At 62.0% G+C, this 22,175-nt stretch carries 23 protein-coding genes and 3 pseudogenes; 12 read left to right on the plus strand and 14 right to left on the minus strand.

Annotated elements, in window-relative coordinates:
* Positions 1–4: 4 nt before the first annotated feature.
* Positions 5–112: a helix-turn-helix domain-containing protein gene (locus tag LFT45_RS09715; RefSeq protein ID WP_440157677.1), complete on the minus strand. Its 108-nt coding sequence runs from the start codon at positions 110–112 to the stop codon at positions 5–7.
* Positions 113–382: 270 nt separating this feature from the next.
* Positions 383–1,228, minus strand: coding sequence for a pyrroline-5-carboxylate reductase (gene proC / locus LFT45_RS09720; protein ID WP_236808119.1), 846 nt, complete (start codon positions 1,226–1,228; stop codon positions 383–385).
* Positions 1,229–1,786: 558 nt separating this feature from the next.
* On the opposite strand from proC, the gene LFT45_RS09725 reads away from it, so the two are divergent.
* Positions 1,787–1,945, plus strand: coding sequence for a hypothetical protein (locus tag LFT45_RS09725; protein ID WP_236808120.1), 159 nt, complete (start codon positions 1,787–1,789; stop codon positions 1,943–1,945).
* Between the two features lie 115 nt (positions 1,946–2,060).
* Here the strand turns inward: LFT45_RS09725 and LFT45_RS09730 are convergent.
* Positions 2,061–2,287: pseudogene (locus LFT45_RS09730) on the minus strand (recombinase family protein); the annotation flags it as partial.
* Between the two features lie 117 nt (positions 2,288–2,404).
* Between LFT45_RS09730 and LFT45_RS09735 the strand changes: the two are divergent.
* Together LFT45_RS09735 and LFT45_RS09740 are read left to right on the plus strand one after the other, a co-directional pair.
* Positions 2,405–2,794, plus strand: coding sequence for a four-helix bundle copper-binding protein (locus LFT45_RS09735; protein ID WP_236809251.1), 390 nt, complete (start codon positions 2,405–2,407; stop codon positions 2,792–2,794).
* Positions 2,795–2,818: 24 nt separating this feature from the next.
* Positions 2,819–3,343 (plus strand): DUF305 domain-containing protein, encoded by a 525-nt coding sequence (locus tag LFT45_RS09740; protein ID WP_236808121.1) that lies wholly within the window; start codon positions 2,819–2,821, stop codon positions 3,341–3,343.
* A 270-nt stretch (positions 3,344–3,613) separates the two neighbouring features.
* On the opposite strand, the gene LFT45_RS23485 is transcribed toward LFT45_RS09740, so the two are convergent.
* Positions 3,614–4,099, minus strand: coding sequence for a tyrosine-type recombinase/integrase (locus tag LFT45_RS23485; protein WP_440157663.1), 486 nt, complete (start codon positions 4,097–4,099; stop codon positions 3,614–3,616).
* Between the two features lie 817 nt (positions 4,100–4,916).
* Here LFT45_RS23485 and LFT45_RS09750 point away from each other — a divergent pair.
* Complete coding sequence (locus LFT45_RS09750) at positions 4,917–5,309, plus strand: formate/nitrite transporter family protein (protein ID WP_236808123.1); 393 nt, start codon at positions 4,917–4,919, stop codon at positions 5,307–5,309.
* A 1,288-nt stretch (positions 5,310–6,597) separates the two neighbouring features.
* On the opposite strand, the gene LFT45_RS09755 is transcribed toward LFT45_RS09750, so the two are convergent.
* Positions 6,598–7,917 carry an NtaA/DmoA family FMN-dependent monooxygenase gene (locus LFT45_RS09755; protein ID WP_236808124.1) on the minus strand — a complete coding sequence of 440 codons (1,320 nt, stop codon included), beginning with the start codon at positions 7,915–7,917 and terminating at the stop codon, positions 6,598–6,600.
* On the opposite strand from LFT45_RS09755, the gene LFT45_RS09760 reads away from it, so the two are divergent.
* Both LFT45_RS09760 and LFT45_RS09765 read left to right on the plus strand, forming a co-directional pair.
* Complete coding sequence (locus LFT45_RS09760) at positions 7,916–8,131, plus strand: hypothetical protein (protein WP_236808125.1); 216 nt, start codon at positions 7,916–7,918, stop codon at positions 8,129–8,131. The genes LFT45_RS09755 and LFT45_RS09760 overlap by 2 nt on opposite strands.
* Positions 8,132–8,182: 51 nt before the next feature.
* Complete coding sequence (locus tag LFT45_RS09765; RefSeq protein WP_236808126.1) at positions 8,183–8,698, plus strand: flavin reductase family protein; 516 nt, start codon at positions 8,183–8,185, stop codon at positions 8,696–8,698.
* 125 nt (positions 8,699–8,823) lie between these two features.
* Here the strand turns inward: LFT45_RS09765 and LFT45_RS09770 are convergent, their stop codons facing one another.
* The 4 genes from LFT45_RS09770 to LFT45_RS09785 all read right to left on the minus strand — a co-directional run bounded on the left by LFT45_RS09770 (position 8,824) and on the right by LFT45_RS09785 (position 12,514).
* Positions 8,824–9,966, minus strand: a complete 1,143-nt coding sequence (locus tag LFT45_RS09770; RefSeq protein WP_236808127.1) for an NtaA/DmoA family FMN-dependent monooxygenase — start codon at positions 9,964–9,966, stop codon at positions 8,824–8,826.
* Between the two features lie 57 nt (positions 9,967–10,023).
* Positions 10,024–10,785 carry an SDR family NAD(P)-dependent oxidoreductase gene (locus LFT45_RS09775; protein WP_236808128.1) on the minus strand — a complete coding sequence of 254 codons (762 nt, stop codon included), beginning with the start codon at positions 10,783–10,785 and terminating at the stop codon, positions 10,024–10,026.
* Between the two features lie 235 nt (positions 10,786–11,020).
* Entirely contained in the window at positions 11,021–11,713 is a 693-nt protein-coding gene (locus LFT45_RS09780) for an NADPH-dependent F420 reductase (RefSeq protein ID WP_236808129.1), read from the minus strand.
* A gap of 66 nt (positions 11,714–11,779) precedes the next feature.
* Positions 11,780–12,514, minus strand: coding sequence for an NADPH-dependent F420 reductase (locus LFT45_RS09785; protein ID WP_236808130.1), 735 nt, complete (start codon positions 12,512–12,514; stop codon positions 11,780–11,782).
* A 188-nt stretch (positions 12,515–12,702) separates the two neighbouring features.
* On the opposite strand from LFT45_RS09785, the gene LFT45_RS09790 reads away from it, so the two are divergent.
* Positions 12,703–13,062: an ArsR/SmtB family transcription factor gene (locus LFT45_RS09790; RefSeq protein WP_236808131.1), complete on the plus strand. Its 360-nt coding sequence runs from the start codon at positions 12,703–12,705 to the stop codon at positions 13,060–13,062.
* 17 nt (positions 13,063–13,079) lie between these two features.
* On the opposite strand, the gene LFT45_RS09795 is transcribed toward LFT45_RS09790, so the two are convergent.
* From LFT45_RS09795 to LFT45_RS09820, 5 genes are all read right to left on the minus strand, one after another.
* Positions 13,080–13,922, minus strand: coding sequence for a DUF4192 family protein (locus LFT45_RS09795; protein ID WP_236808132.1), 843 nt, complete (start codon positions 13,920–13,922; stop codon positions 13,080–13,082).
* A 1,964-nt stretch (positions 13,923–15,886) separates the two neighbouring features.
* Complete coding sequence (locus tag LFT45_RS09805) at positions 15,887–16,933, minus strand: LLM class flavin-dependent oxidoreductase (RefSeq protein WP_236808133.1); 1,047 nt, start codon at positions 16,931–16,933, stop codon at positions 15,887–15,889.
* A 9-nt stretch (positions 16,934–16,942) separates the two neighbouring features.
* Positions 16,943–17,587, minus strand: a complete 645-nt coding sequence (locus LFT45_RS09810; protein ID WP_236808134.1) for a superoxide dismutase — start codon at positions 17,585–17,587, stop codon at positions 16,943–16,945.
* Positions 17,588–17,643: 56 nt separating this feature from the next.
* On the minus strand, positions 17,644–18,687 hold the full coding sequence (locus LFT45_RS09815) for an LLM class flavin-dependent oxidoreductase (RefSeq protein WP_236808135.1): 1,044 nt from the start codon (positions 18,685–18,687) through the stop codon (positions 17,644–17,646).
* 46 nt (positions 18,688–18,733) lie between these two features.
* On the minus strand, positions 18,734–19,408 hold the full coding sequence (locus LFT45_RS09820; protein WP_236808136.1) for an NADPH-dependent F420 reductase: 675 nt from the start codon (positions 19,406–19,408) through the stop codon (positions 18,734–18,736).
* Positions 19,409–19,504: 96 nt separating this feature from the next.
* On the opposite strand from LFT45_RS09820, the gene LFT45_RS09825 reads away from it, so the two are divergent.
* The 5 genes and pseudogenes from LFT45_RS09825 to LFT45_RS09845 form a co-directional block, all read left to right on the plus strand.
* On the plus strand, positions 19,505–20,008 hold the full coding sequence (locus LFT45_RS09825) for a MarR family winged helix-turn-helix transcriptional regulator (protein ID WP_236808137.1): 504 nt from the start codon (positions 19,505–19,507) through the stop codon (positions 20,006–20,008).
* 320 nt (positions 20,009–20,328) lie between these two features.
* On the plus strand, positions 20,329–20,535 hold the full coding sequence (locus LFT45_RS09830) for a ribbon-helix-helix protein, CopG family (RefSeq protein ID WP_236808138.1): 207 nt from the start codon (positions 20,329–20,331) through the stop codon (positions 20,533–20,535).
* Positions 20,532–20,900, plus strand: coding sequence for a type II toxin-antitoxin system death-on-curing family toxin (locus LFT45_RS09835; protein ID WP_236808139.1), 369 nt, complete (start codon positions 20,532–20,534; stop codon positions 20,898–20,900). Before LFT45_RS09830 ends, LFT45_RS09835 begins: the two co-directional genes overlap by 4 nt.
* A 621-nt stretch (positions 20,901–21,521) precedes the next feature.
* Positions 21,522–21,941 (plus strand): annotated as a pseudogene (locus tag LFT45_RS09840) (ATP-binding protein); the annotation flags it as partial.
* An 18-nt stretch (positions 21,942–21,959) separates the two neighbouring features.
* A pseudogene (locus LFT45_RS09845) lies at positions 21,960–22,109 on the plus strand (IS3 family transposase); the annotation flags it as partial.
* Positions 22,110–22,175 lie beyond the last annotated feature (66 nt).

Here is a 22,175-nt window from a genome sequence, read left to right on the forward strand (position 1 = left end):
GGTGTCAGGACAGTTTGGCCTGGCGCAGGTATTGGTAGACGGTTTCCCGGCTGATGCCGTAGTCGCTGGCGAGGACGGATTTGGGGATGCCATTCGCTGCCCGCTGGACCACCTCCGCCGGCCGTTCCGGTGTGACGGTCCCGACGAAAATCAGGAGATCAGTTTCGTCCAGAAGACCGTAGGTGGGGCGGGGGCGCCCACCAGGCATGAGGGATACGCACTACTGACGGTCCCAGGGGAGTCGGCATTTGCCTGCGTTTCGACCGGCATTTGTGTCCCCGGGAGGGCTTGACCTGGTCACTTGGTCTGTTTTCCAGCTGTGAGGCGTTGGCAGGAAGCGCCGCGACACGTGCGCATCCCCCTGCCATGCCGTTCATGGCAATTAGGGACGCTTTGCCCTGAGTTGTTGGGTGATTTCTGCTGATCGGTCCACCGTTGCACGGGCCCCTTCGGTGATGATGCCGGGCGTGCCCCGCTCATCGAAAACGGCAAGGGCGCGAAGGGTGATGCTGTCGGGGCCGGCCATGGTCTTGCGCAGGGCGGAGGCATCGGCGCCGGGTTCAGCGAGCATCAGGCCCGCGCCTGCCACCGTTTCACGGGCCAGAAGAACGGACAGTTCCGGGTCGAGGCCCAGTTCTGCACCTGCGGCAGCCATGGCTTCGGCCAAATAGTAAGCGTAGGCCGGGCCTGAGCCGCTAATGGCCGAAACAGCGTTTACCTGCTCCTCCGGCACCTCCACAACAGTGCCTGTGCCTTCGAGAATGCCTTTGACTTGGCCCAACTGCTCAGGGCCGCAGTGGCTGCCGGGAGTAAGTGCTACAACCCCGCGTCCCAGCTTGATGGGTGTGTTGGGCAGGGCCCGGATCACTGGCTGGCCTTGGGGCAAGGCAGCTTCCAGCTGCGTCAGGGTCACGGCTGCGGCCACGCTAACGACCACGGTTTCGGGTGCTAACGAGCTGCTGATCTCTCGGGCGAGATCGGCAATCCCTGCCGGTTTGACTCCGAGGATGACGACGTCGGCCCAAGTGGTCGCGCGCTTGTTGCTCTCGGGGTTTTCCTGCACGGCCATGGCGCTCAGGCCCGGATACCGGGAGTCCAGTTCAACCGCTCGTTCAGGGCGGCGGACCGTCACGATGACTTCTTCCGGCGCTGTTCCGGCTTTCAGCAGGCCAGCCAGGATGGCTTCGTTCATCGATCCGCAGCCAAGGAATGCCGTTGTCATGCTCATAGGTCCTTCCGGGTTTGCTTGGGGCATAAGGGTAGCCGTTTGGGCAGGGAACGCCGAACGGCGGATTTGGTCAAGACAAAGGGAGGCGGAAGCCGTCCTCAATCTAAGGTCAGGCTCTTCTGCCGGATCAGCGGAAACCAGTCCAGCGGCCCCGCCACTGAGGGACCATCCATAGGCGACAAGTCGAAATTCGAAAAGTTCATTATATTGACCTATATCTGGCAAGCCTTTCAGCATAGGAAGCAAAGCTTTCGCCCCTGGAAGTACCGGCCACTCTGATGCCCGCGAGAGGGGCCGTCGCAATGACGCTCCTGGGCCCATTTGCTGGCGTGGTTTCCCCCTCAGCCCGCGTGAGCTTGGGGTCAACAGGCATCATGTTTCTTGACCAACTTGGCCCCATGGCGATCCTTCGAATGCAGCTTCTGCTGGCGCAGCAGGTAGTTCGTGACGAGCGCATCCAGTTCCCAGATTCGTTGAGTTTCACCAGCTCTTCGGCGGTGCCGTAACGGTAGGAGCCGACGAGCTTTACCGACGGCTGGCGGCGGGCTGGAAGAACGCATGCTCGAAGATACCGATAGTGAAATGCTCTACCAGAGAGCGATGGACGGCTTCGAAGGCGACGCTGGACTGAACATGCAGCTCGGCCTCGCCCCCATGGAGTTCAGGGACTGGTTGGAGCCCTTCAACGACTCGGACGTTCCGGCCTGCGTACACTGACCACGCAGGCCAGGAGCCCCTGCGCCTAAGTGCTTTTGGAACGCCGATAATGAGGATTCCGTCAAGCTGGCTTGGCTGTTGTTTGCGTCAGCGGCTTGCTCGACAGGGGAGGGTGTCAGGGCAGTTTGGCTTGGCGCAGGTACTGGTACACCGTTTCCCGGCTGATGCCATAGTCGCTGGCGAGGACGGATTTGGGGATTCCGCTGTCGGCCCGCTGGATCAGCTCGCCGCCCGTTCCGGTGTGAGGGTCTTTTTCCGTCCGCGGTAGGCGCCGCGCTGCTTGGCCAGCGCGATGCCTTCCCGCTGCCGCTCCCGGATCAGGGACCGCTCGAACTCGGCGAAGTTCTCTGCACTTCGCAGACACAACTAGTAAGGCTACTGTCTATATAGGGGCGGGCGGCCCGCCGGCTCCTCTCTTCGTCTATCGATCAGGAGAAGTCCGTGAGCCACATCACTTCAATGCTGGAAACCTATCCGAAAGAGCTCGGCGGTGTTGACCGTCAGAAGCTGGCCGATTCTATCGAGGCATGTTTCGAATGTGTGCAGACCTGTACCGCCTGCGCCGACGCCTGCCTGAGTGAGGACATGGTGGCGGACCTGACTAAATGCATCCGCACGAACTTGGACTGCGCTGACATTTGCGCCACTACCGGAAATGTCCTGTCCCGCCACACCGGGTATGACGCGAACCTCACACGAGCAGTCCTCGAGGCATGCCGGACCGCCTGCAAAGCTTGTGGTGATGAGTGTGAGCAGCACGCAGGAATGCATGAGCATTGCCGGGTCTGCGCTGAAGCATGCCACCGCTGTGAGAAGGCCTGCGAGGAACTCCTGTCTTCGTTGGGCTGATAGCCGTTAACTGAAGGAGTAACAGTGAACGCAGCGGAAAATAGGGACAATCCCCACGAAGGCACGTCAGGGCAAGACCATTCCGGCCATGGCAGTTCCAGTGGGATGTACGTGAAGTTCGGCATCATGTTGCTGGTCAGTCTTGGGCTTATGTGGATGTTGTCGATGTCCATGATTCGGTCTATCGATCACTTCTACTTCAATCTGAGTAACTTCTGGATGGCTCTGGTCATGGTTTCAGCGATGGCCATCGTTATGGTCGTTGGCATGTGGTCGATGTTCAAGAACAAAAAAGCGAACATTGCCATGTTGGTCGGCTTCGCCGTCCTTTTTGGTGGCGCGTTCGCGCTTGGACGGACGGAAACCTTCGTGGGCAACGAGGAATTCCTGAAATCAATGATCCCTCACCACTCCCGGGCCGTTCTGGTCTGTCAGGAATCGGGCATCACTGATCCGGAGATTGTTGAGCTCTGCAAGGGAATCGTGGAGTCTCAGCAGCAGGAAATATCCCAGATGCAGTCCATCCTCGATCGTTATGAATCGGACTGACAGGCCTGAGCAAAGGACATGCCGTAGGAGCTGGCCCCCAGCTGCGGCCAGGATGAACGGGGAAATAGGTTTGAGGAATCCGTTCAAGGACGGACGATCGGAATGCCCAGCATGGTCGGACCCAGCCGGGCGAGTCGTTGTGCGTCTGCGCGCTTGTCCTGAAGGAATCGAAGGGTGAGGTCGACGCCTTCGAGCTCACCGAGCCATCCGTTTGCTTCCGCCAGCGCACGTCGGGTGATGAGGTCGATTGGATCTCATCGAGGCGGTCGATCATGACAGGGTCGACTTGGAGCATGGGGCAACGGACACCGGCATGTTCGTGCTCGCAGGGGGTGGCGTAGGGGCGGACGCAGCTGCCGAGCTCGACCTTTCGCTTGTCGAAATGCTCTTCGAATTTGGCCCATTCATTCCGTGTCCTTGGCCGCCCGGTACTCCCTGGCAGGACGGGCGGCTCTGCGTCTGGCAAGTGCCTGGTAGGGCCGGATGACGTCCCTGGGATACGCTGACGTAGCCATGGGTGGTTTGCACGTCCAGGTGGCCAAGGAGTGCGGCTCCGATGTGGATGGTCAGGCCGTGATTGACGAGGTCTGTAGCAAACAGACGGCGGAAGTCGTGCGGAGTGAACCGGCAGGCGGCCAGCTCGGGATGCTCGACAGACAGGGCATCGCTCAGCTTTGCCAGTTCAGCGCGCAGTGACTCCGGGGTGATGACCTCGGTGCGTTGCCCGATCGTCCTTTGAAACAAAAAGGGCTGCAACTCAAATCTGGCCTGGTAATAGGTATCGGGCTATATTGCTGGGGGATGCCACTTCCGTGGAGTTCCAGGCCAGCGCGTTCAGGAGATGGTTATGACCCCTACACCGAGGCAGCCTCTAACCGATGACAGCATCAAGGTCCGCCAAGTCAGTCACTACCAGTTCAGCTGGGTAGCGGGCGAGCCGGGCAAGCCGGGCACTTGGACTCTTCAGTTGGTCCTTGACCAGGGAGCGTGGGAAGAGGTGCTCACCCTGAACTCCCAGGATGCCGACAATCTTCAAGATCTGCTATCGACTTCAGAGACTGTGTTTTACGACGTTCCCCGCAGAACCCTGATGTTCGGTACCACCGGCTCAGGCCATCATTAATTCAGGGAACACCATTCCAAGGCCGCTGAGCCCCGATTCCACAGCGAGCAGGTTGAACTGACGGGCCGGAACCGGGACTATACCCGGCGGACATTGCGGCAGGTTTTAAAGATGCGGCCCGTGCCCCGTCCGGCCGTGGCCACCAGTGCATGGTCCGCGGTGGACGAAGGGACATTGACGGGACCTGCCTCAAATGGAACCGGGGTGCTCACTAACCAGCGCAACCCTGCAGGGCGAGATCAACGCCAATGAACATACCACCAGCAACAAGGAGCTCTCCCGATCTCTGGAGGAAACCTTGCCTCCACTCTGGACGTCCGGTTGAGCATCAAGGTGACGATCTGGGATAAGAACGGGCAGTGAATGACGGAGCCCTTCTGGAAGTGAAAACAACGCCTACCCCCTACGGAGATCCTGTGCGCCAAGGAGTGGGGAAGGTAAGAAAGGGGCATGACTGCGCCGGCCCCGAATGAGATCTATGACCGTGCCAAGCGTGAGGGCGGGCGTCGGCTGGACATGCCTGCGCTCGAGCAGGTGTCCACCGGATTCATCGCCGGGGTGACGATCGTATTCGGGATCGTCGCTATGGCCATGGCCAGGGAACTGATCGCGCCGGCTCTGGGAACTGGCCCGGGGAAACTGGCCGGGGCACTTGCTTTCGGCCTCGGCCTGGTGTTCCTGGTGATCGGCAGGTCGGAATTGTTCACCGAGAACTTCTTCGACCCGGTCGCGACCGCGATCGAACGACGTCGGGGCTCTGCTCCAAGTGGTTGTCAGGAAGCTGGCCGGTTGCAAACCGGCCAGCTTCTCTGTTTTCACCCAGCCCCGTTGCCGCACGCATAGCGGCATGACCACAACGGAAGCCCGCCAGCCAAAAAGAATGTCCAACAATTCCCTAAACAGCAGCAGTGGCGGTTCAGTAACCGCTTCGAGCCCTTTAACGGCTCACCCGTTTCGGCCTTCGTGCACGGCCCGGAGCCCCTACTCCTGAGTGATTTCGGAACGCCGATAATGGAGATTCCGTCGTGTTGGAAGGGCGGGCCCTTATGGATGTTCCGTGCTCCATGGAGCGAAGTCTTGGTCATGCTCTCTTCCGCTGTCTGCGCCCATGAAATGGTCGAGGGGAGGTCGCAACGCTATGACGTTGTACGAATTCCAGTTCTCGGCTGGGTCCGCACATCACTGCTCGGCGCATTTCGTCAGTCGGGTTCCGGCTGAGCCCGGGAACGTCGTCGTCTCGTCGCAGTTGGCCTGCGCGGCAGTTGGTGGTGGAGAGGGATTCCCAGCGCCCCAAAGGACCGCCACACTCGGATGGGTTGGGGCTCAAAGTGCTCACAAAAGAGGGTTTGCACACTGTGCACACCCTGGGCTTCGGATTCGGTTGTACCGGTATCGGACGGGGCCGGATTCGGGATGTTTTCGGGGGAGTGGCGGATTTTCAGGGGAGGAGGCTGGTTCGAATCCCACCTTGGGCACGCAAACCCCCTCGTCAGAGGGGGTTTTTGCTTTAAGCGTGTGTATAAAGCTTTGGCCCGTTGACTCTGACGGTGGTTCGCGGCCGTGGCCTGGCTGGCCGCCGCGGTGGCCTATTCCGGTGTGTGGGTGGCAGGCTCAGTGCTCTGGCTGGTGGGCTCACCGCCTGCTGTTTATGGGTGCGGGTGGTTCCTCGTTCCGGTTCTGTCGGTTGGTCTGGGATGGCCAACACCCGTTCATGGCTTTGCGGTGCGGGAACGACATGACGAAGCCTCTCGGGTGCGGAACGGTCTCGGAAGGCCGCTTTTGGTTGCGCGGGGGAGCCGTGGTCGTGTATTTGTCCGGCCAACGGAGGTGTGGACAGTGTCCACACCTACGTCTGCTTCTTCGAGTGCGCCGTAGGGGTCGCGTCCACTGTCAGGCTCTGGGATATGAACTCGTACCGGCGTTCTCAGAAAAGAAACAAACCGAGCCCAGCCGGACACCCTTCACACCACCGCCTGAGTCAGGTTGGGGTGTAGTTGTCTCAGACACCCAGGATCACAAGCCTGGGCTAAACCCCCCTCATGCCACTAGGCTGATCAGTCTCGAGCGAGCTTGCCCCCGATCGCTTTGGAGTCGATAACGGGGATCCTCATGCTGTTCCTTGGTTCTGCGTTCACTGTCCGCCGCCCAGACGGGGGTCGAGTCCGTACTGTTGGTGGGCTTCAAGGTTCTCGCGCAGGGTGGCTCCTTCGTAGTCCAGGTGGTAGAGGCCGCGTTCCTGGAGCAGGGGGACGACGTCGTCGACGAAAGTGTCGATCGCGTCTTCGTAGACGTCGAAGAGGAGCCAGAAGCCGTCGACGGCGTCGGCTTCGAACCACTCCTGCATGTGGTCAGCCGTCACTGATGCGGGACCTACCGGTGTCGGGTGGTAGTCGATGACGCCATGGGCCAGTACGTCGCGGATGGTCCACCCCTCCCGGGCGATCTCCAATGCCCGCGGGGAGCGAGGATCGAACGGGCTGGCGTGAGCTGCCGCCAGTTGGGCGGGGGTCAGCGGCTGGTCCAGCTGATCCACCTTCAGGTCAAGGCCCAGCATGGAACCCAGGTAAGGGACGCGGGCGGGGAAGGTGTGCCCGCCCAGGGTTACCCGCCGGTCCAGCGCTGCTCGTTTAGTGGCGCCGATTGCAGGCATGAGCCCGGCGAAGAACTTCACCTCGTCGGGGTCGCGGCCGGCCCGACGGGCGGCGTCGCGGATTGCTTCGCGCTGGGCGCGGGCGTCTTCGATGGTGAATACCGCGCCGATGACCCCGCTGGCGTACCGGCCGGCGAGTTCCAGCACGTTTTGCCCGCCGCCGGCGGAGAAAATAACGGGCTGTCCCTGTTCGGAAGGCGGGATGGGCAAAGGGCCGCGTGAGGCGACATAGTTTCTTTGGAGATTGATCGGTTGGATTTTGTCCGGGTCGGCGAAGCGACCGTTCGCGGTGTCTTTGAGCCAGGCGTCTTCCTCCCAGCTGCCCCATAGTGTCTGCACGATCTGGATTGTCTCGTGAGCGCGCTGGTAGCGCTCCGGGCGAGGATCGATCTGGCGGCCGAAGTTGGCCGCCGACCCTGGATCGGCGGTGGTTACCGCGTTCCACCCGATTCGGCCGTGGCTCATGACGTCCAGTGCTTTGAACTGGCGGGCGACGTTGTACGGCTCGTTGAAGGTCGTGGAGCCAGTGGCCACCAAGCCGATGTGGCTGGTGCCACGGGCGACGGCTGCCGCTGTCATCAGGGGATCGAGGGTCAGTTGCGGAGCCTCGTGATCCAGGTCCCCGGTCTGGACCACGAAGTCAGGCAGAAACAGGAACGCGAACTTGCCCCGTTCGGCGGCTTGGGCGTAGCGCACCTGCGCGTCGAAGTTGGTGTAGTTGGAGGCGTCGACACCAGGTGCCCGCCATGCCCCGCCCTGCATGCCGTACCCGTTGCCGAGTTCCGTCACCGCGGACCACATGCAGGAATGGTTCGAAGCTGGTGCCTGCGACGGGTTCTGGGTCTCCATCGACATCAACGAGGACGGAATTGACACCTTCGTCGACGAAGTCGTTCCACTGTTGCAGCAACGCGGGCTTTTCTACGACGACTACGAAGGCATCACGCTCCGGGACCACCTTGGCGCGCCCGCGCAGTACGGGCTCGACCCCCGGATCTCTGGGTCGGGAGAGTGACGTGACAACCGCCATCAGAACCGGCCTGCAGCCGCAGGGAGCACTCTCGGCATGACAACGACCGCCACACTCAGCAACGACCCCGGCCTGTTCCGCAGCACCGTAGGTCGCTACGCCTCCGGGATCACTGTCATCACCGGCCAAGACGACCCAGGACCAATCGGGTTCACCTGTCAGTCGTTCTACAGCGTCTCGGTCGACCCGCCGCTCGTGTCGTTCAGCGTCATGAAAACCTCGACCACCTACCCGCGAAACCGCGACAGGGGAAAGTTTGCGGTCAACATTTTGTCCCGGGAGCAGGAAGGCTTGTCCAGCCAGTTCGCACGGAAAGGCACCGACAAATGGGCGAATGTCCAGTGGACTCCGTCCAAGGAGGGAAACCCCGTCCTTGACGGCATCCTTGCCTGGCTTGACTGCAGCATCTGGGCCGAGCACGATGCCGGCGACCACCTCATCATCCTCGGACGAGTCCTCGAACTCGGAGCGAGCGAGAACCCCGTTCCCGATCCGCTTCTCTATTTCCAAGGCCAGTACCGGGCGCTGCTGCGGCCTTCGGCACACAACTAGCACGCATGCGGGGAGACCACCACCGTAGCCCACCCTGCCGCAGGAATCGCGTCTTCCGCTTGCTGCAGCATTTCCACACCCACAACTACTGTTCTGGGCAGGTTTGCCCAGAATCAGAGAAGGAGTCATTGTGACCACCCGACAGATGATGCTGGCCATGCAAAAGGAGGTCCGACGGGGGTGGGGTGGTAGTCGATGACTCCATGGGCGAGGATGTCGCGAACCGTCCACCCTTCCCTGGCGACTTCCAGGGCACGCGCGGAGCGGGGATCGAAGGGGCTGGCCTGGGCTGCGGCCAGCTGCGAGGGGGTCAGTGGCTTGTCGAGCTGAGTGACGTCCAGAGTCAGTCCCAGCATGGAACCCAGGTACGGGACACGGGCCGGAAATATCTTTTCACCGAGTGCGACACGACGGTCCAGGGCGGCACGTTTGGTGGAAGCGATAGCCGGCATTAGTCCAGCGAAGAACTTCACCTCGTCGGGATTGCGGCCTGCTCGACGGGCTGCTTCGCGGTATGCCTCGCGCTGGTTGCGTGCGTCCTCAATAGTGAACACCGCGCCGATGACTCCGTTGGCGTAGCGCCCGGCCAGTTCCATCCCGTTCCCGCCTCCGCCGGCGGAGAAGATGACCGGCTGTCCCTGCTCGGAGGGTGGGATGGGCAGCGGTCCACGGGAGGCGACGTACTCTCCCTGCATGTTGATTGGCTGGATCTTCGCCGGGTCGGCGAAACGTCCGGTCGTCGTGTCCTTGATCCACGCGTCCTGCCGCCAGCTGCCCCACAGCGCCTGGGCGATCTGAATTGACTCCTGGGCGCGCTGGTAACGCTCCGGCCGAGGCGCGATGGCTTGTCCGAAATTGGCCGCAGATGCAGGGTCGCTGGTGGTCACCGCGTTCCAGCCGGCACGGCCATTGCTCATGACATCCAGAGCCTTGAACTGTCGGGCAAGGTTGTAGGGCTCGTTGAAGGTCGTGGAGCCAGTGGCCACGAGGCCGATGCGCTCGGTTTCACGGGCGATAGCCGCCAGGGTCATCATGGGTTCGAGGGTGATCATGGGCGACTCGCGGTCCACGTCGCCTTGTAGAGCCAGGAAGTCGGGCAGGAACAAAAAGGCGAACTTCCCGCGCTCCGCGGCCTTGGCGTAGCGCACCTGAGCTTCGAAGCTGGTGTAGTTGGCAGGGTCGACGCCGGGCGCACGCCAGGCGGAGCCCTGCGAGCCGTACCCGTTGCCGAGGTGCATGCCAAGGATCATCTGTCCTTCCACTGTCATATACGTCCTATCTGTCGAATGGGGTCTAAGCCCGCGCGTTTCTGTAATTGGCTGGGATTAGTGGGTGGCATAACCGCCGTCGATGATGAGTTCTTCGCCGGTAACGAACTTGGCTTCGTCGGAGGCGAGGTAAAGGATTCCGTAGGCGACGTCGGAGGCCTCGCCGATGTGGGGCGGGAGTGTCACGTTCACGGGATCGGCCGCCTGTTCCTTCGTGATGCCATAGTTCTGGATCAGACTGGTGTAGATCGGACCGGGGTGGACAGAGTTGACTCTGATGTGGTCTTTGGCGAACCACTGCGCGGCGTGTTTAGTGAGGGAACGGACGGCGCCCTTGGATGCGGAGTAGGCGGCGCCACAGCCGTCGGCAGGCCCTGAGGTGATAGCGGCCAGTGACGAGACATTCACGATGGATCCCCGTCCGGCTGCCTGCATAATAGGCAAGACGTTCTTCATTCCCAGCCATGTGCCGGTCGCATTGATTGCCAGGACTTTGTTCCAGTCCTCCAGCTCGGCCTCGAGGATGCCCTTCGGGATAGCAATACCGGCATTGTTGACGAGAATGTCGATGGTTCCCCGTTCGGCGACGACGCCGTTCACAACCCGCTGCCAAGACTCCGGGGAACTGACGTCCAGAGTGCGGGCGAGGACCTTTCCACCGGTGGCCGTGACAGCCTCGACCGCGCGGTTGCGTGCGTCCTCTGAGATGTCAGTGGCGATGACCGTCGCTCCTTCCGCCGCGAAGATCTCGACGGTGGACAGGCCGATCCCGCTGGCCGCTCCGGTGATGATGGCGACTTTGCCGTTCAGTCGTGACATGGTTCGTGCTCCGTTTCTTGTTCTTGCAGGGGGTTCTCGTCAGATGTGGGCCGCTCGGGCAAGAGCCCGAGCATTCGCTCGACGAGGGGTCGCGCTCAGGATCGCCTGGTCACTCCGAATCCAGGTGGAGAGCGCGACGATGACGCCCCGGCCGAAAACGTGGCGGCGAGGCCGGGGTTTTCGTGGGGAAGACTTATGCGACTGCTGTGACCGCCCGACGATCAGGCGACGCTCGCTAGGCGCTTTCGACGTCGCGGTACCGCTTAGCCTCGGCCAGCCGTGCGGCCAGCTCGTCACGGAAGACCGGACGACCGAGGTTCGGGTCGGTTCTGCTGAAATACGGGCGGGTGTATGCGGGAGTGTCACGTTGGAACCGCCACCCCTCCGAGAGAACGCCCGCGTCTAGGGTGTCGTACCCGATCGCGTCGAGGAACTCGGTCACCGCTGCTTTCGCGGCTGCATCGTCTCCGGCAATGGCGAGGACGGAGCGCTCCGGGTCCCCCGATGGCCGGGCCAGGTTCGTGAGGTGGGGGAAGTAGATGTTGTTGAAGGCCTTGACAACACGTGATTCCGGCAGATGGGCCTGCAGCAGCTCGGCCGTCGTCGTCGACTCGTCGTCGAGCTCCGGGTAGTGGCCATCCCGATCGGGATAGTAGTTGTTCGTGTCGATCACCGTTTTGCCGCGGAGTTCAGCGACCGGCACCTGCGGATAGGCGCTCAGGGGAATGGAGACGATCACGATGTCGCCGGCTGCGGCAGCCTCGGAAGGCGTCGCCGCTCGCGCTCGGGGTCCAAGGTCGGCGACAAGGCCTGCAAGTGTCTCGGGGCTCCGGCTGTTACTCAGCACCACCTCGTAGCCGGCCGCTATGGCTAAGCGTGCCACACCGCTTCCGATGTTCCCGCTCCCGATCAAACCAATGGTCGTCATGATCTCTTTTTCCTCTTTCTTAGGGCACCTGTAAGTGCCATGACCTGCGATCTGTATCGGCAGGTGTTAGTTGTGTGCTGCACGGTTGATCGCGACGGTTTCGTCCAGCGACGGCATTTTCTCGAGCGAGCCGAAGTACTCCATGAGACGGTCACGCGTGATCGGCGCCTTGTCCTTCTCGGCCTCGGCAAGAGCCTTGCCGAGGTCCTCAAGGCCCAGCTCCGTGCAGTACGCCGGGGTGCCCGGATGCTGACGCCACGAGTCGGCGATCACGCCTGCATCGAAGGGATCGAAGCCGGTATCGTCAACGAGCTGCATGACCGTGGCGCGAGCCTCGGCGGAGTCGGCCGCAACCGGAATCGCGATGCGGTCAGGGGAACCCTTCGGCAGGCCCCGCGTCTGCTGAGTTTCCGCCAGAGCAGCATTCCAGGCCTTGACTACCGGCCGACGGAGCTTTTCCTGGCTCCATTCGCTCTCGACCTGACCGTTGTCAACAGCCTCGACCGGGCCCCGCATGAAGGGATAATAATTCGATGTGTCGACGACGATCGTTTCCTCAGACACAGCGGCCAGGAGATCGGCCAGATCCGGCTGCACCGAGAAGGGGACCGCCAGCACGATCACGCTGCGATCGGCAACGGCGGCATCCACCTCAACGGCACGCGCACCTGCGGCGAGGACTTCGTCAGCGACGACTTCAGGTCCACGGGCGTCAGCGACGACCACATCGTGTCCAGCTTCGCTGAGACGACGTGCGAGGTTGCCGCCGATAGCTCCGGCACCGATAACAGCGATCTTCATAGATGATTCCTTCGTTCGTAGTTCCCACACAGGCGGGGCAGCGTGGGGGATATGTGGCGGGAATGGCCTTAGGTGGTAGTCATCGTGCACCCATGACATGATGTACACGGCAGCACGTACATTTACAGTAGCCTATGTACGCTCAAAAGTGTACATAGAGTTTCGACCCGGGCATACGGAAGAAGATCATGGCAAGTCGCTTAGCGCACCCACTCTCAATCCCCGCCGAGGATGAATTCGACCTGTTTGAAGCGATGTTCGCACTGACTGATCCCGTCCGCCGTGCGATCGTTCACTACATCGCCCAGGAGCCCGGAACAGCGTGCAGCGGCTCTGACTTCGGAGTGTCGAAATCGGCGCTGACGAGGCACTGGCGGGTGCTCCGCGAGTCGGGGATCATCAAACAGGAAGTGGACGGCACCCGCCACCGTAACTGGCTTCGCCGCGAGGAGCTCGACCGTCGCTTCCCAGGCCTGATGGAACTGGTTCTGCGCGAGCACGAGGCGGGTCTTAGGCGAGCCGGCCAGACAGGCCCTGGGATCCACTGATCTTCGCCCGACAATCATTAGCAGTAGCGGTTGTAGACGATAACCGATGAGGTTTGTCCCCGTTTGATCCGGCGACAGCCTCGGTCTGCCATGCGCGACCACTTGGGGGCCTGGTCGGTTTGGGCGAACAGGATCTGTTGCATGGGTTCGTCGACTCCGGGGATGTCTGCGATGAGCCGGTCTCGGATTGCCGGGAATTGCAGGTTCGCGACGAGGGCATGGCAGTCCTCATCTGTCGGGAAGGTCTTGGAGTGGAGCATGTCTGCCCAGAGTCTCCGGCCTTGCTGGAGTGCGGTGTCGGTGGGTTGGGAGGCGATGGTGTTCACGTGGTGTTCGACGGCGGCAGCTTTGGCCTCTGCCTGGTTGCTGCTCGGGAGAGTGATCCGGTCGGTGGGTTCGATGAAGCTGCCGCGGTAGATGAATTCGGCGTTGATTGCGCTGGTTTGGGTGGAGCTGACGGGCAGGGCGAGGCTGGTGCCGGGTTCGCCGTCGTAGGGGGAGAAGGTGTGTTCTCTGACGAAGAGTCCGTCCCGGATGGTGATGCCTTGTTCGGCGAGCACGCCGGTGAGCGCGGCGATGGTGCCTGCCTGGGGTCTGGGCTGCCCGTGCTGGCTGGTTTCGCTGGTGTAGACGGCGAAGTGGACGGATGACGCATTAGTGTCGCTGGTCAGGTAGTGGGCGCCGGTTCGTGCGCAGGGGAGTTCCTGGCCGGGTTGGCGGGGAAGATCGATGCGCAGGGTCGCGCCGATGCTGTTCTGGTTCATGGTGATGCAGACCAAGCTTTCCTGCGGCCAGAAGCCCAGGGTGTGGCTGATGAAGCTGAGCACATCTGATGGTGTTGTGATCGTGAGCTTTTCCATGATCCCGGTTTTCCCTTCACCCGTTCTGTTGCATGACTTTTCTGTGGTTGTTTGGCTGTGGGTGTCGTTCTGGTAGGGGACCACCCGCTGGGCTGAGGGGCCGGAGTGCAACTTGGGGGACCGGCGCCGGGGGCGAAAACTTCATCCGCGGGGACTGCATCCACGGCTTTTTGGAGAAGTTTTCGTTGCCGGGGTCGGCGCGGTAGCGCCCTGGTTGCGCGGAGGACCCGCCCAGAGATCATGGGACATATCAGAATGACAAGCAGCGATAGAAGTTCCACTTGTCTATCAAAGCGAAAGAACGAAGCGGCATGACTTCGGCATCAGCAATGATCCGTTCGCAGGGCGCCTCTTTCGTTGTTCCCGCCCATGCTAGATCGCTCCCGGCCGGCCGCAGAGTTCGGACGTGTTTCAGCCCGAGAGCGGTTTGATCCCTATTGGCTGGGGGGCGGTGTCCGCGGTGACCGGGGCCGTTTCCTTGAGAAAGGGGACGGAAGGGTGGATGCCCTCGTGGATGTCACGCCTGCCCGTTAGTACGGCAGATATTTCTGCTGTTATGGAGAAGTGATCCCTAGCCCCGGCTATCAATGTGTTGGCGCCATAGGCGCGCAACCCCGAAGCGGCACTCCCAAGGGGTAGGGTGTGCCCTAGTGGACGAAGGGGTCACGATGAGCTATAAATATCGAACTGTTCGGGTTCGCGGTACCGATCTGATTGGAACAATTGCGAGGAAGCACGGGAGTGCGACTGAAATCTACGAAACGTCCAAAGATCTGAGCACATCAGTAGTTCCTGTGTTCTTCGAGGCAACGGGCGAGATCCGTTTTTTCGACAGGTCAGTGCTGGAGGACGTTGTGGCACCAGCCAGTTAACCCCGGTAGGCATACCCGGGCATTCAAGGCGTGGAAGCCGGTTCGAGTCCCACCTTGGGCACGAAAACCCCCTCGTCAAAGGGGGTTTTCGCTTTAAGCGTGTGTACAAAGCTTTGGCCCGTTGGACTTTGACGGTGGTTCGCGGCCGTGGCCTGGCTGGCCGCCGCGGTGGCCTATTCCGGTGTGTGGGTGGCGGGTTCAGTGCTCTGGCTGGTGGGCTCACCGCCTGCTGTTTATGGGTGCGGGTGGTTCCTCGTTCCGGTTCTGTCGGTTGGTCTGGGGTGGCCAATACCTGTTCATGGCTTTGTGGTGCGGGAACGACATGACGAAGCCTCTCGTGTGCGGAACGGTCTCGGAAGGCCGCTTTTGGTTGCGCGGGGGCCGGCGTGGTTGTGTATTTGTCCGGCCAAGGGAGGTGTGGACAGTGTCCGCAGCTACGTCTGCTTCTTGGAGTAGCCGTAGGGGTCGTGTCCACTGTCAGCTTCAGCGATATGAACTCATACCGGCGGTCTCAGAAAAGAAACAAACCGAGCCCAGCCGGACACCCTTCACACCACCGCCTGACGTCAGGTTGGGGTCTGCCGCAACAAGCCAGTAATTCCGCGACCTTGGACAAACGAGCGCCGAGCAGCGCCGAAAAGTGATCTTCGGGATTTTCGCGGCCCTGGCTGAATTCGAACGCGAGCTAAGCACTGAACGCACCCGAGGGACTCGCTTCGGCCCGTGCCCGTGGCGGGAAAGGCGGGCGGCCCTTCAAGATGACACTGATGAAACTCAGGTTCGGCATGGCCTCCCTGGGCGAGCGTGGTACCAAAGCCTGCGGCCTCTGGTTTTAACTGGGGTCAGCCGCCGGACCCTGTACCGGCCCGTCCCACCCGCCGGGGAGTTGCGTCCGAACGGCGAATAGCTGCTTTCTCGATAGATGCCCAGGTCCGCAAGAGAGGGTTTATCGCTGTAGGGGGCCAACGAGACCGTTCCTTGCCCGCCGTCGAATTCGTACGGCCGGTAGGTATTGTTCGGCGCTAAATGGCCTGGATGTGTCAGCGCTATTTGGCTGTAGTTTACGGGTTGCAGCCCCCGTAGCAGGCTTCCTTACAGGTTCTTCAGGAGGCGTTCGACTCGTGGTTTGACCTCGGTGGCCAGAAGGGTGATTGATTCGAGGAGGTGTTCGTGGGGCAGGCCGCCGATGTCCATTTGCAGGAAGTGTCGCATGTGTCCGAGGTGTCCGTGCAGGTCGACGATGCGTTGTGCGATTTCGTCGGGGGCGCCGACGTAGTAGGGCCGGGGCGCTTCTACCAGCGCTTCGAAGTGGCTTTTCTCGGGGGCGGGCCAGCCGCGGAGCTTGCCCATCTCGATGTTGAGGTTGTGCCATCCGGGGTAGAAGCGTTCCATTGCTTCCTTCTTGGTCGGAGCGATCAGGCCGAAGGCTCCCACGGAGATCTTGATATTTTCTCCGCTGTGCCCGGCCTGGGCGGCGGATGATCGGTACAGCTTGGCCAGGGGTGCGAACCTGGACGGGGTGCCGCCGATGATGCCGTAGGAGACGGGCAGGCCCAGCTTTCCCGCGCGGGCCGAGGAGGGTGCGCTGCCGCCGGTTCCCAGCCAGAGGGGCAGCCGGCCGTGGACGGGACGGGGAACCACCGCGAGGTCAGTCAGGGCTGGCCGGACCGTCCCTGCCCAGCTGACGCGGGCGCCGTCGTCGGCGTTGTTGATAGTCATCAGCAGGTCGAGCTTTTCTGCGTAGAGCTGGTCGTAGTCATGGCGTTCATACCCGAACAGGGGGTAGGACTCGGCGGAGGAGCCGCGGCCGGCGGTGATTTCGACCCGGCCTCCGCCGGAGACGGCGTCGGCTGTGGCGAACTGCTGGAATACCCGGACCGGGTCGTCGGTGCTGAGTACGCTTACGGAGCTGCCGAGGATGATCTGCTGGGTGGCTCCTGCGGCGGCGGCGACCATGGCCCCGGGGGAGGAGGCCGGCATGTCCGCGGTGTGGTGTTCGCCGACGCCGAAGTAGTCCAGGCCGACTTGGTCGGCGAGGATGATGGCCTCGTGCAGGTTGCTGATTGCCTCCGCGGTGGGGCGGAGGCTCCCGTCGGGGTTGCGCTGGGTGTCGCCGAAGCTGTAGACGCCGAGTTCCATGGAGCGTCCTTAGGCCTGTGATCCGGCGGCGGCCGGCAGAATGAGGCCGGTGGCGTTGGCGCGGGCAGCGTCGAAGCGTTTGGCGACGTCGGCCCAGTTGACGATGTTCCAGAAGGCCTTGACGTAGTCGGCCTTGACGTTGACGTAGTCCAGGTAGAAGGCGTGTTCCCACATGTCCAGCATCAGCAGCGGGGTGGTGCCGAGTGCGGTGTTGCCCTGCTGGTCGTAGAGCTGTTCGATGACGAGGTTTCCGCCGATGGGTTCGTAGGCGAGGAAGCCCCATCCGGAGCCCTGCAGGCCGAGGGCGGCGGCGGAGAACTGGGCAAGGAATGCGTCGAAGGAGCCGAAGGCGTCGTCTATGGCGGCCGCGAGCTCGCCCTCAGGCTTGTCGCCGCCATCTGGGGACAGGTTCTTCCAAAACACGGAGTGGTTGATGTGTCCGCCGGTGTGGAACGCGAGGTCCTTGGAGAGGCGGTTGATGTTGGTGAAGTCGCCCTTGTCGCGTGCCTCGGCCAGCTGGGCGAGGGCGTTGTTGGCGCCGGCGACGTAGGTGGCGTGGTGCTTGCTGTGGTGCAGCTCCATGATCCGCGCCGAGATGTGGGGCTCCAGCGCGGCGTAGTCGTAGTCAAGTTCGGGCAGTACGTAGGTGTTCATGTTTTCTTCCTTGCTGTTGAGAACGTGGGGGAATGATGGGTGCGTGAACGCCGGGCCTATTTGCCGGCCAGGAGGCGCTCGACGCGCGGTTTGACCTCGGTGGCGAGCAGCGTGATTGATTCCAGGAAGTGCTCCTGGGGCAGGCCGCCGATGTCCATTTGCAGGAAGTGGCGCATGTGTCCCATGTACCCGTGCAGGTCCGCGATGCGCTGGGCGATTTCGTCGGGGTCGCCGACGTAGTACGCGCCGGGGTAGTCCGCCTGTGCCAGGAACTGGCGCTGGTCCGGTGCGGGCCAGCCTCGGAGTTTGCCCATTTCGATGTTGAGGTTGTACCAGCCGGGGTAGAAGCGTTCCAGCGCTTCTTCCTTGGTGGGGGCGATGAGTCCCAGGGTTGCCACCGAGACTTTGATGTTCCCGCCGGTGTGTCCTGCCTGTGCGGCGGTCTGCCGGTAGAGGTCGGCGAGCGGGGCGAACCTGGCAGGGGCGCCGCCGAGGATGCCGTACGAGATGGGCAGGCCGAGCTTTCCGGCGCGGACCGAGGACGGGGCGCTGCCCCCGGTTGCGAGCCAGAGGGGCAGGCTGCCGTTGACCGGGCGGGGCACGACGGCCAGGTCGTGGAGGTCAGGGCGGACGGTTCCGGACCAGGTGATGTTTTCGGTTTTGCTGTTGTTGATGGTCATCAGCAGGTCGAGTTTTTCGGCGTAGAGCCGGTCGTAGTCGTTCAGGTCGTAGCCGAAGAGCGGGAACGTCTCCACGGATGATCCGCGGCCGGCGGTGATTTCCACCCGGCCGCCGCCGGAGACAGCATCGGCGGTGGCGAACTGCTGGAACACCCGGACCGGGTCGTCGGTGCTGATGATGCTCGCGCCGCTGCCGAGCTTGATCTGCTTGGTTGACGCGGCAGCGGCCGCGATCACAGCACCTGGGGAAGACGCCGGCATATCGAGGGTGTGGTGCTCTCCGACGCCGAAGTAATCCAGCCCGGCGTGGTCGGCCAGGACCATCGCCTCGAAGAGGTTGCTGATGGCCTCCGCAGTGGGCCGAAGGCTTCCGTCGGGGTTGCGTTGGGTGTCGCCGAAGCTGTAAGCGCCGAGTTCCATGATGTTCTCCTGAGTGCAGGGCTGTGTGGTTATTGAATGCAGGGCTTCAGGCCCTGGCGGGTTCGCGGTCCGCGGCGAGGATTGCCCGCAGCTGTGGTTCCGAGTGGCTGCCGTTAAAGATCTCGGTGCCGGGCTGGAAGGCCCGCCCGGATTCGAGCGGACCGGTGTCCACCGTGTCGTAGCCAAGGCGATCAATGAAGCCCGCCACGAGGGCCTTCGCATCGTCACTGCCACCGGCCAGGGCCAGAGCACGCCGGTCTTCGGAACCCGGCACCCTGCCGTCCTCTTCGAGGTCGTGGTACCCGATGTGATTGAGAGTCTTCACGATGTCCGAGCCGGAAAGGTAGGCCTGAACGATTGCGCTGCTCGTCCTGTCATCGTTCTCGAAGTCGTCGATCTCCCCGTCGATGGGCGCCCAATAGTTCATCGCGTCGATGACCGTCCTGCCGGCCAGAAGATCCGGGTCGAGCGTGCGGTACTTGTGCAGCGGTACAGCCACGACGACGATGTCCGCCGCCGCCGCTTCGGCGGCCGTGACGGCCGCCGCACCGGGGGTGATGATCTCCACCAGCAGGGCGATTTCGTCGGCTGGCTTTGCGGTTGCAATCTTCACGTCGTAGCCGGCTTTGAGAGCCTGGCGGGCGACGGCGGTTCCGACCCGGCCGGCCCCGAGAATTCCAATCGTCCGGGCCTCTGCCGGCTGGTGCTGCGGAACGCTCATACTGCTGGTCCTCCCTGAGTCAAAATGCGTTGTTACACAGACTATATTCCTCACAGAACATCTGTGCAACTTCACGCTGGGCGGTATGATGTGTTCATGACCGAAAGCACAACCACCCAACGCGGCACTACCACAGCATCTGTTCCAGGGGATCTGGGCTGGCACCTCGGCATGGTGCTGCGCGGCTACCAGACCCGCTTCGAGGCCGCTGTTGCCGAGATGCCCGCAGGCATCCGCGGCTTCCAGATACTCTCCGCCGTCATACACAAAGATCCGCCGAACCAGCAGGCACTCGGGTCACACTTGGCCATCGACAGGACCGTCCTGACCTACCTGCTGGACACGCTGGTGGTTGCCGGCCTCGTCGAGCGCATCCCCGACCCGACCGACCGCCGGGCCAGGAAAATCATCGCCACCGAAAGCGGACGCGACATGCTCGCCGCCTACGAGGAACGGGTCGCGGCAGCCGAGGCAGACCTCTTGACCGGACTGGAAGAAGATGACGCACAAGCCCTCGGCGTCCTCATCGGCCAGCTGGCAAAAAACGTCCACCGCACCCAACCCGGAGCCAGCCCCTGTGAAGCAATGGACAATCTCTAAGACTTACGATTGCTGGGGGTAATTAACCTCAAACCACGAACTCTTGGTCGGGTGGCCGAACCATGTCCTCTGCGCTTTTCCCAAGCCTGGGTCCCAGTGGTTCAAGAGCTGACATCCCCGCCCAACCCATGCGCGGGCTGATCGGGTTTTAACTCCTCGAGTGTGGGAGAAATCGACCAAAGATGGCGTGCGGGCAGCCCCTTTTGCCGGCCCCGCCCACTTTCAAGCGCCGATAGTGGACCTTTCCTCGTCTCCGTCGACCAGGGTCAGCATAGGTTCTTAGCCACGTGGGCTTGGTACTGGTTTGGTACCATGACGTCATGGCTATGAATTTGCGTGTCCCCGAGGAGCTGGATCGTCGTTTGGACCAGCTCGCGGCCGAGGAACACACCTCGAAATCGGCGCTGCTGCTGCAGGGCGCAGAGCTTGTACTGCAGCGTCACCGCCGAAGTCGTGAGATCGGCGAGGGACTGGATTTCGTGATGAGCCATGATGCTGAGCTGTTGACGCGCCTTGAGGATGCGTGACCGCGTACTTTGAGATTGAAGACGCGTTGCAGGTCGTTGGCCGATACGGGTTCCATATTCGCGATATCGGACTCCTGGTCTCGGCCTTGGCCCGTGCGGCAACGACGGTCATGGGTGTGGATGCCTACCCGCCGTTAGCGATGAAGGCGGCGGCTCTCTTGGAGTCTGTGGCGAGGTTCCACCCGCTGATCGACGGGAACAAGCGGACTGCGTGGACGCTGATGGTGTTGATGCTCTGGATCAACGGTTGCAGGCATGACTTCAGCACTGATGAGGCGTTCGATCTCGTCGTGGGAGTGGCCGCCGGCGACATCTCCTTGGAGGACAGCGCAGGGATGATTGCCTCGCACCTCGTGAAGCGGTAACCGTAAGAATCTTGTCGACGGGCGCTTGGTGATCCTGTGATCACAGACCGGCATTCCGCGCCCTTCGCTAAAGCCGACACCGGTCCTGGTGCAAGCCGGATGCCCTCATAGCCGCTTTTGCCTCGCCATGTGTCTGTCTGCCCAAGAGCTGCAGGAGGCGTCAGCCAAAGCAGGGGCCGGGCCCACCACGCGGACTTCCAACGCAGAGAAGAACCGCCTTCCTCAGCTGGGTGCCGCTGCCGTTTTAGAGTGCTCCGACGGGTGAATTTGGGGCGTGGACATTGTCCACAGTTTTCGGCTCGGACTCGCTCGTTCAGTCTTCGGACTGTTTCGGATTCCGCATGCTTCCGCGGCTTCCCAGTGTTTCCAAGGGCTGGAGTCCAGTTCGAGTCCCACCTCGGGCACAGTGTTTCCGCACGTCAGAAGGTTTTTTGGCGTTTGGTGTGTACAAATATTGACAAAGTGCAAGTGTGAGAATATAAGCGGACTTTCCCGTCATTCCCATGTCCTTGCAACTGAGGACTTCCGGGCGAGATAAAGATGTTTGCGCCCTCAACCCTGTTGCCGTGCCGGTTGGAACGGAACCGCCGACTACTTCGGCTTGTTGGGCTCGGTAATCCGGAAAAGTCCTATCTGGGGTGCGCTCTGGCCAAGCAGGCCTGCCAGCACCGGATCCGGGCTCACTACATCCGTATGCCCGACCTCGAGGAAGCCTGGGCGCTGGCGAAGGACAAGCCGCAGGGACAAACCAAATTCCTGAACAAGTACGCAGCCTTCACCCTGCTCGTGATCGACGAATGGCTTCTCGACCACCCCGACGAGAGCATGCGCAGCATGCTGCTGGAGCTGCTGGGGCTGCTGGAGCGCCGGTATGACACAGCATCGACCGTGTTCTGCACTCAGTACGCCAAGAAAGACTGGCACCAACGGCTCGGCTCCGTGGCCCACGCCGATGCGATCATGGACCGCATCGTGCACAACACCATCTGGGTCGATACCGACAACCACAACATGCGCCAACACGCCACCATGAAGCAGTAAGAAAACGTCGGTGGGGGCCAATGGTGGACCACACGGCAGGAGCTCCGGCTGGCGATCACGACCTGGATCGAGCGGACCTACCACCGCCGGCGACGGCAAAGACGGCTGGGAAAACTCACGCCCATCGAATATGAAACAATCAACCGGACCGCGCTCACAGCGGCCTAAGACCCCGAGTCAACAGAAGCCGGGCAGTCCCGTTCATTCCGAAGGTCAGTTTGCGCATGGCGGGGC

The sequence above is a fragment of the Arthrobacter sp. FW305-BF8 genome (genome assembly GCF_021789315.1).
Classification (GTDB): Bacteria; Actinomycetota; Actinomycetes; order Actinomycetales; family Micrococcaceae; genus Arthrobacter.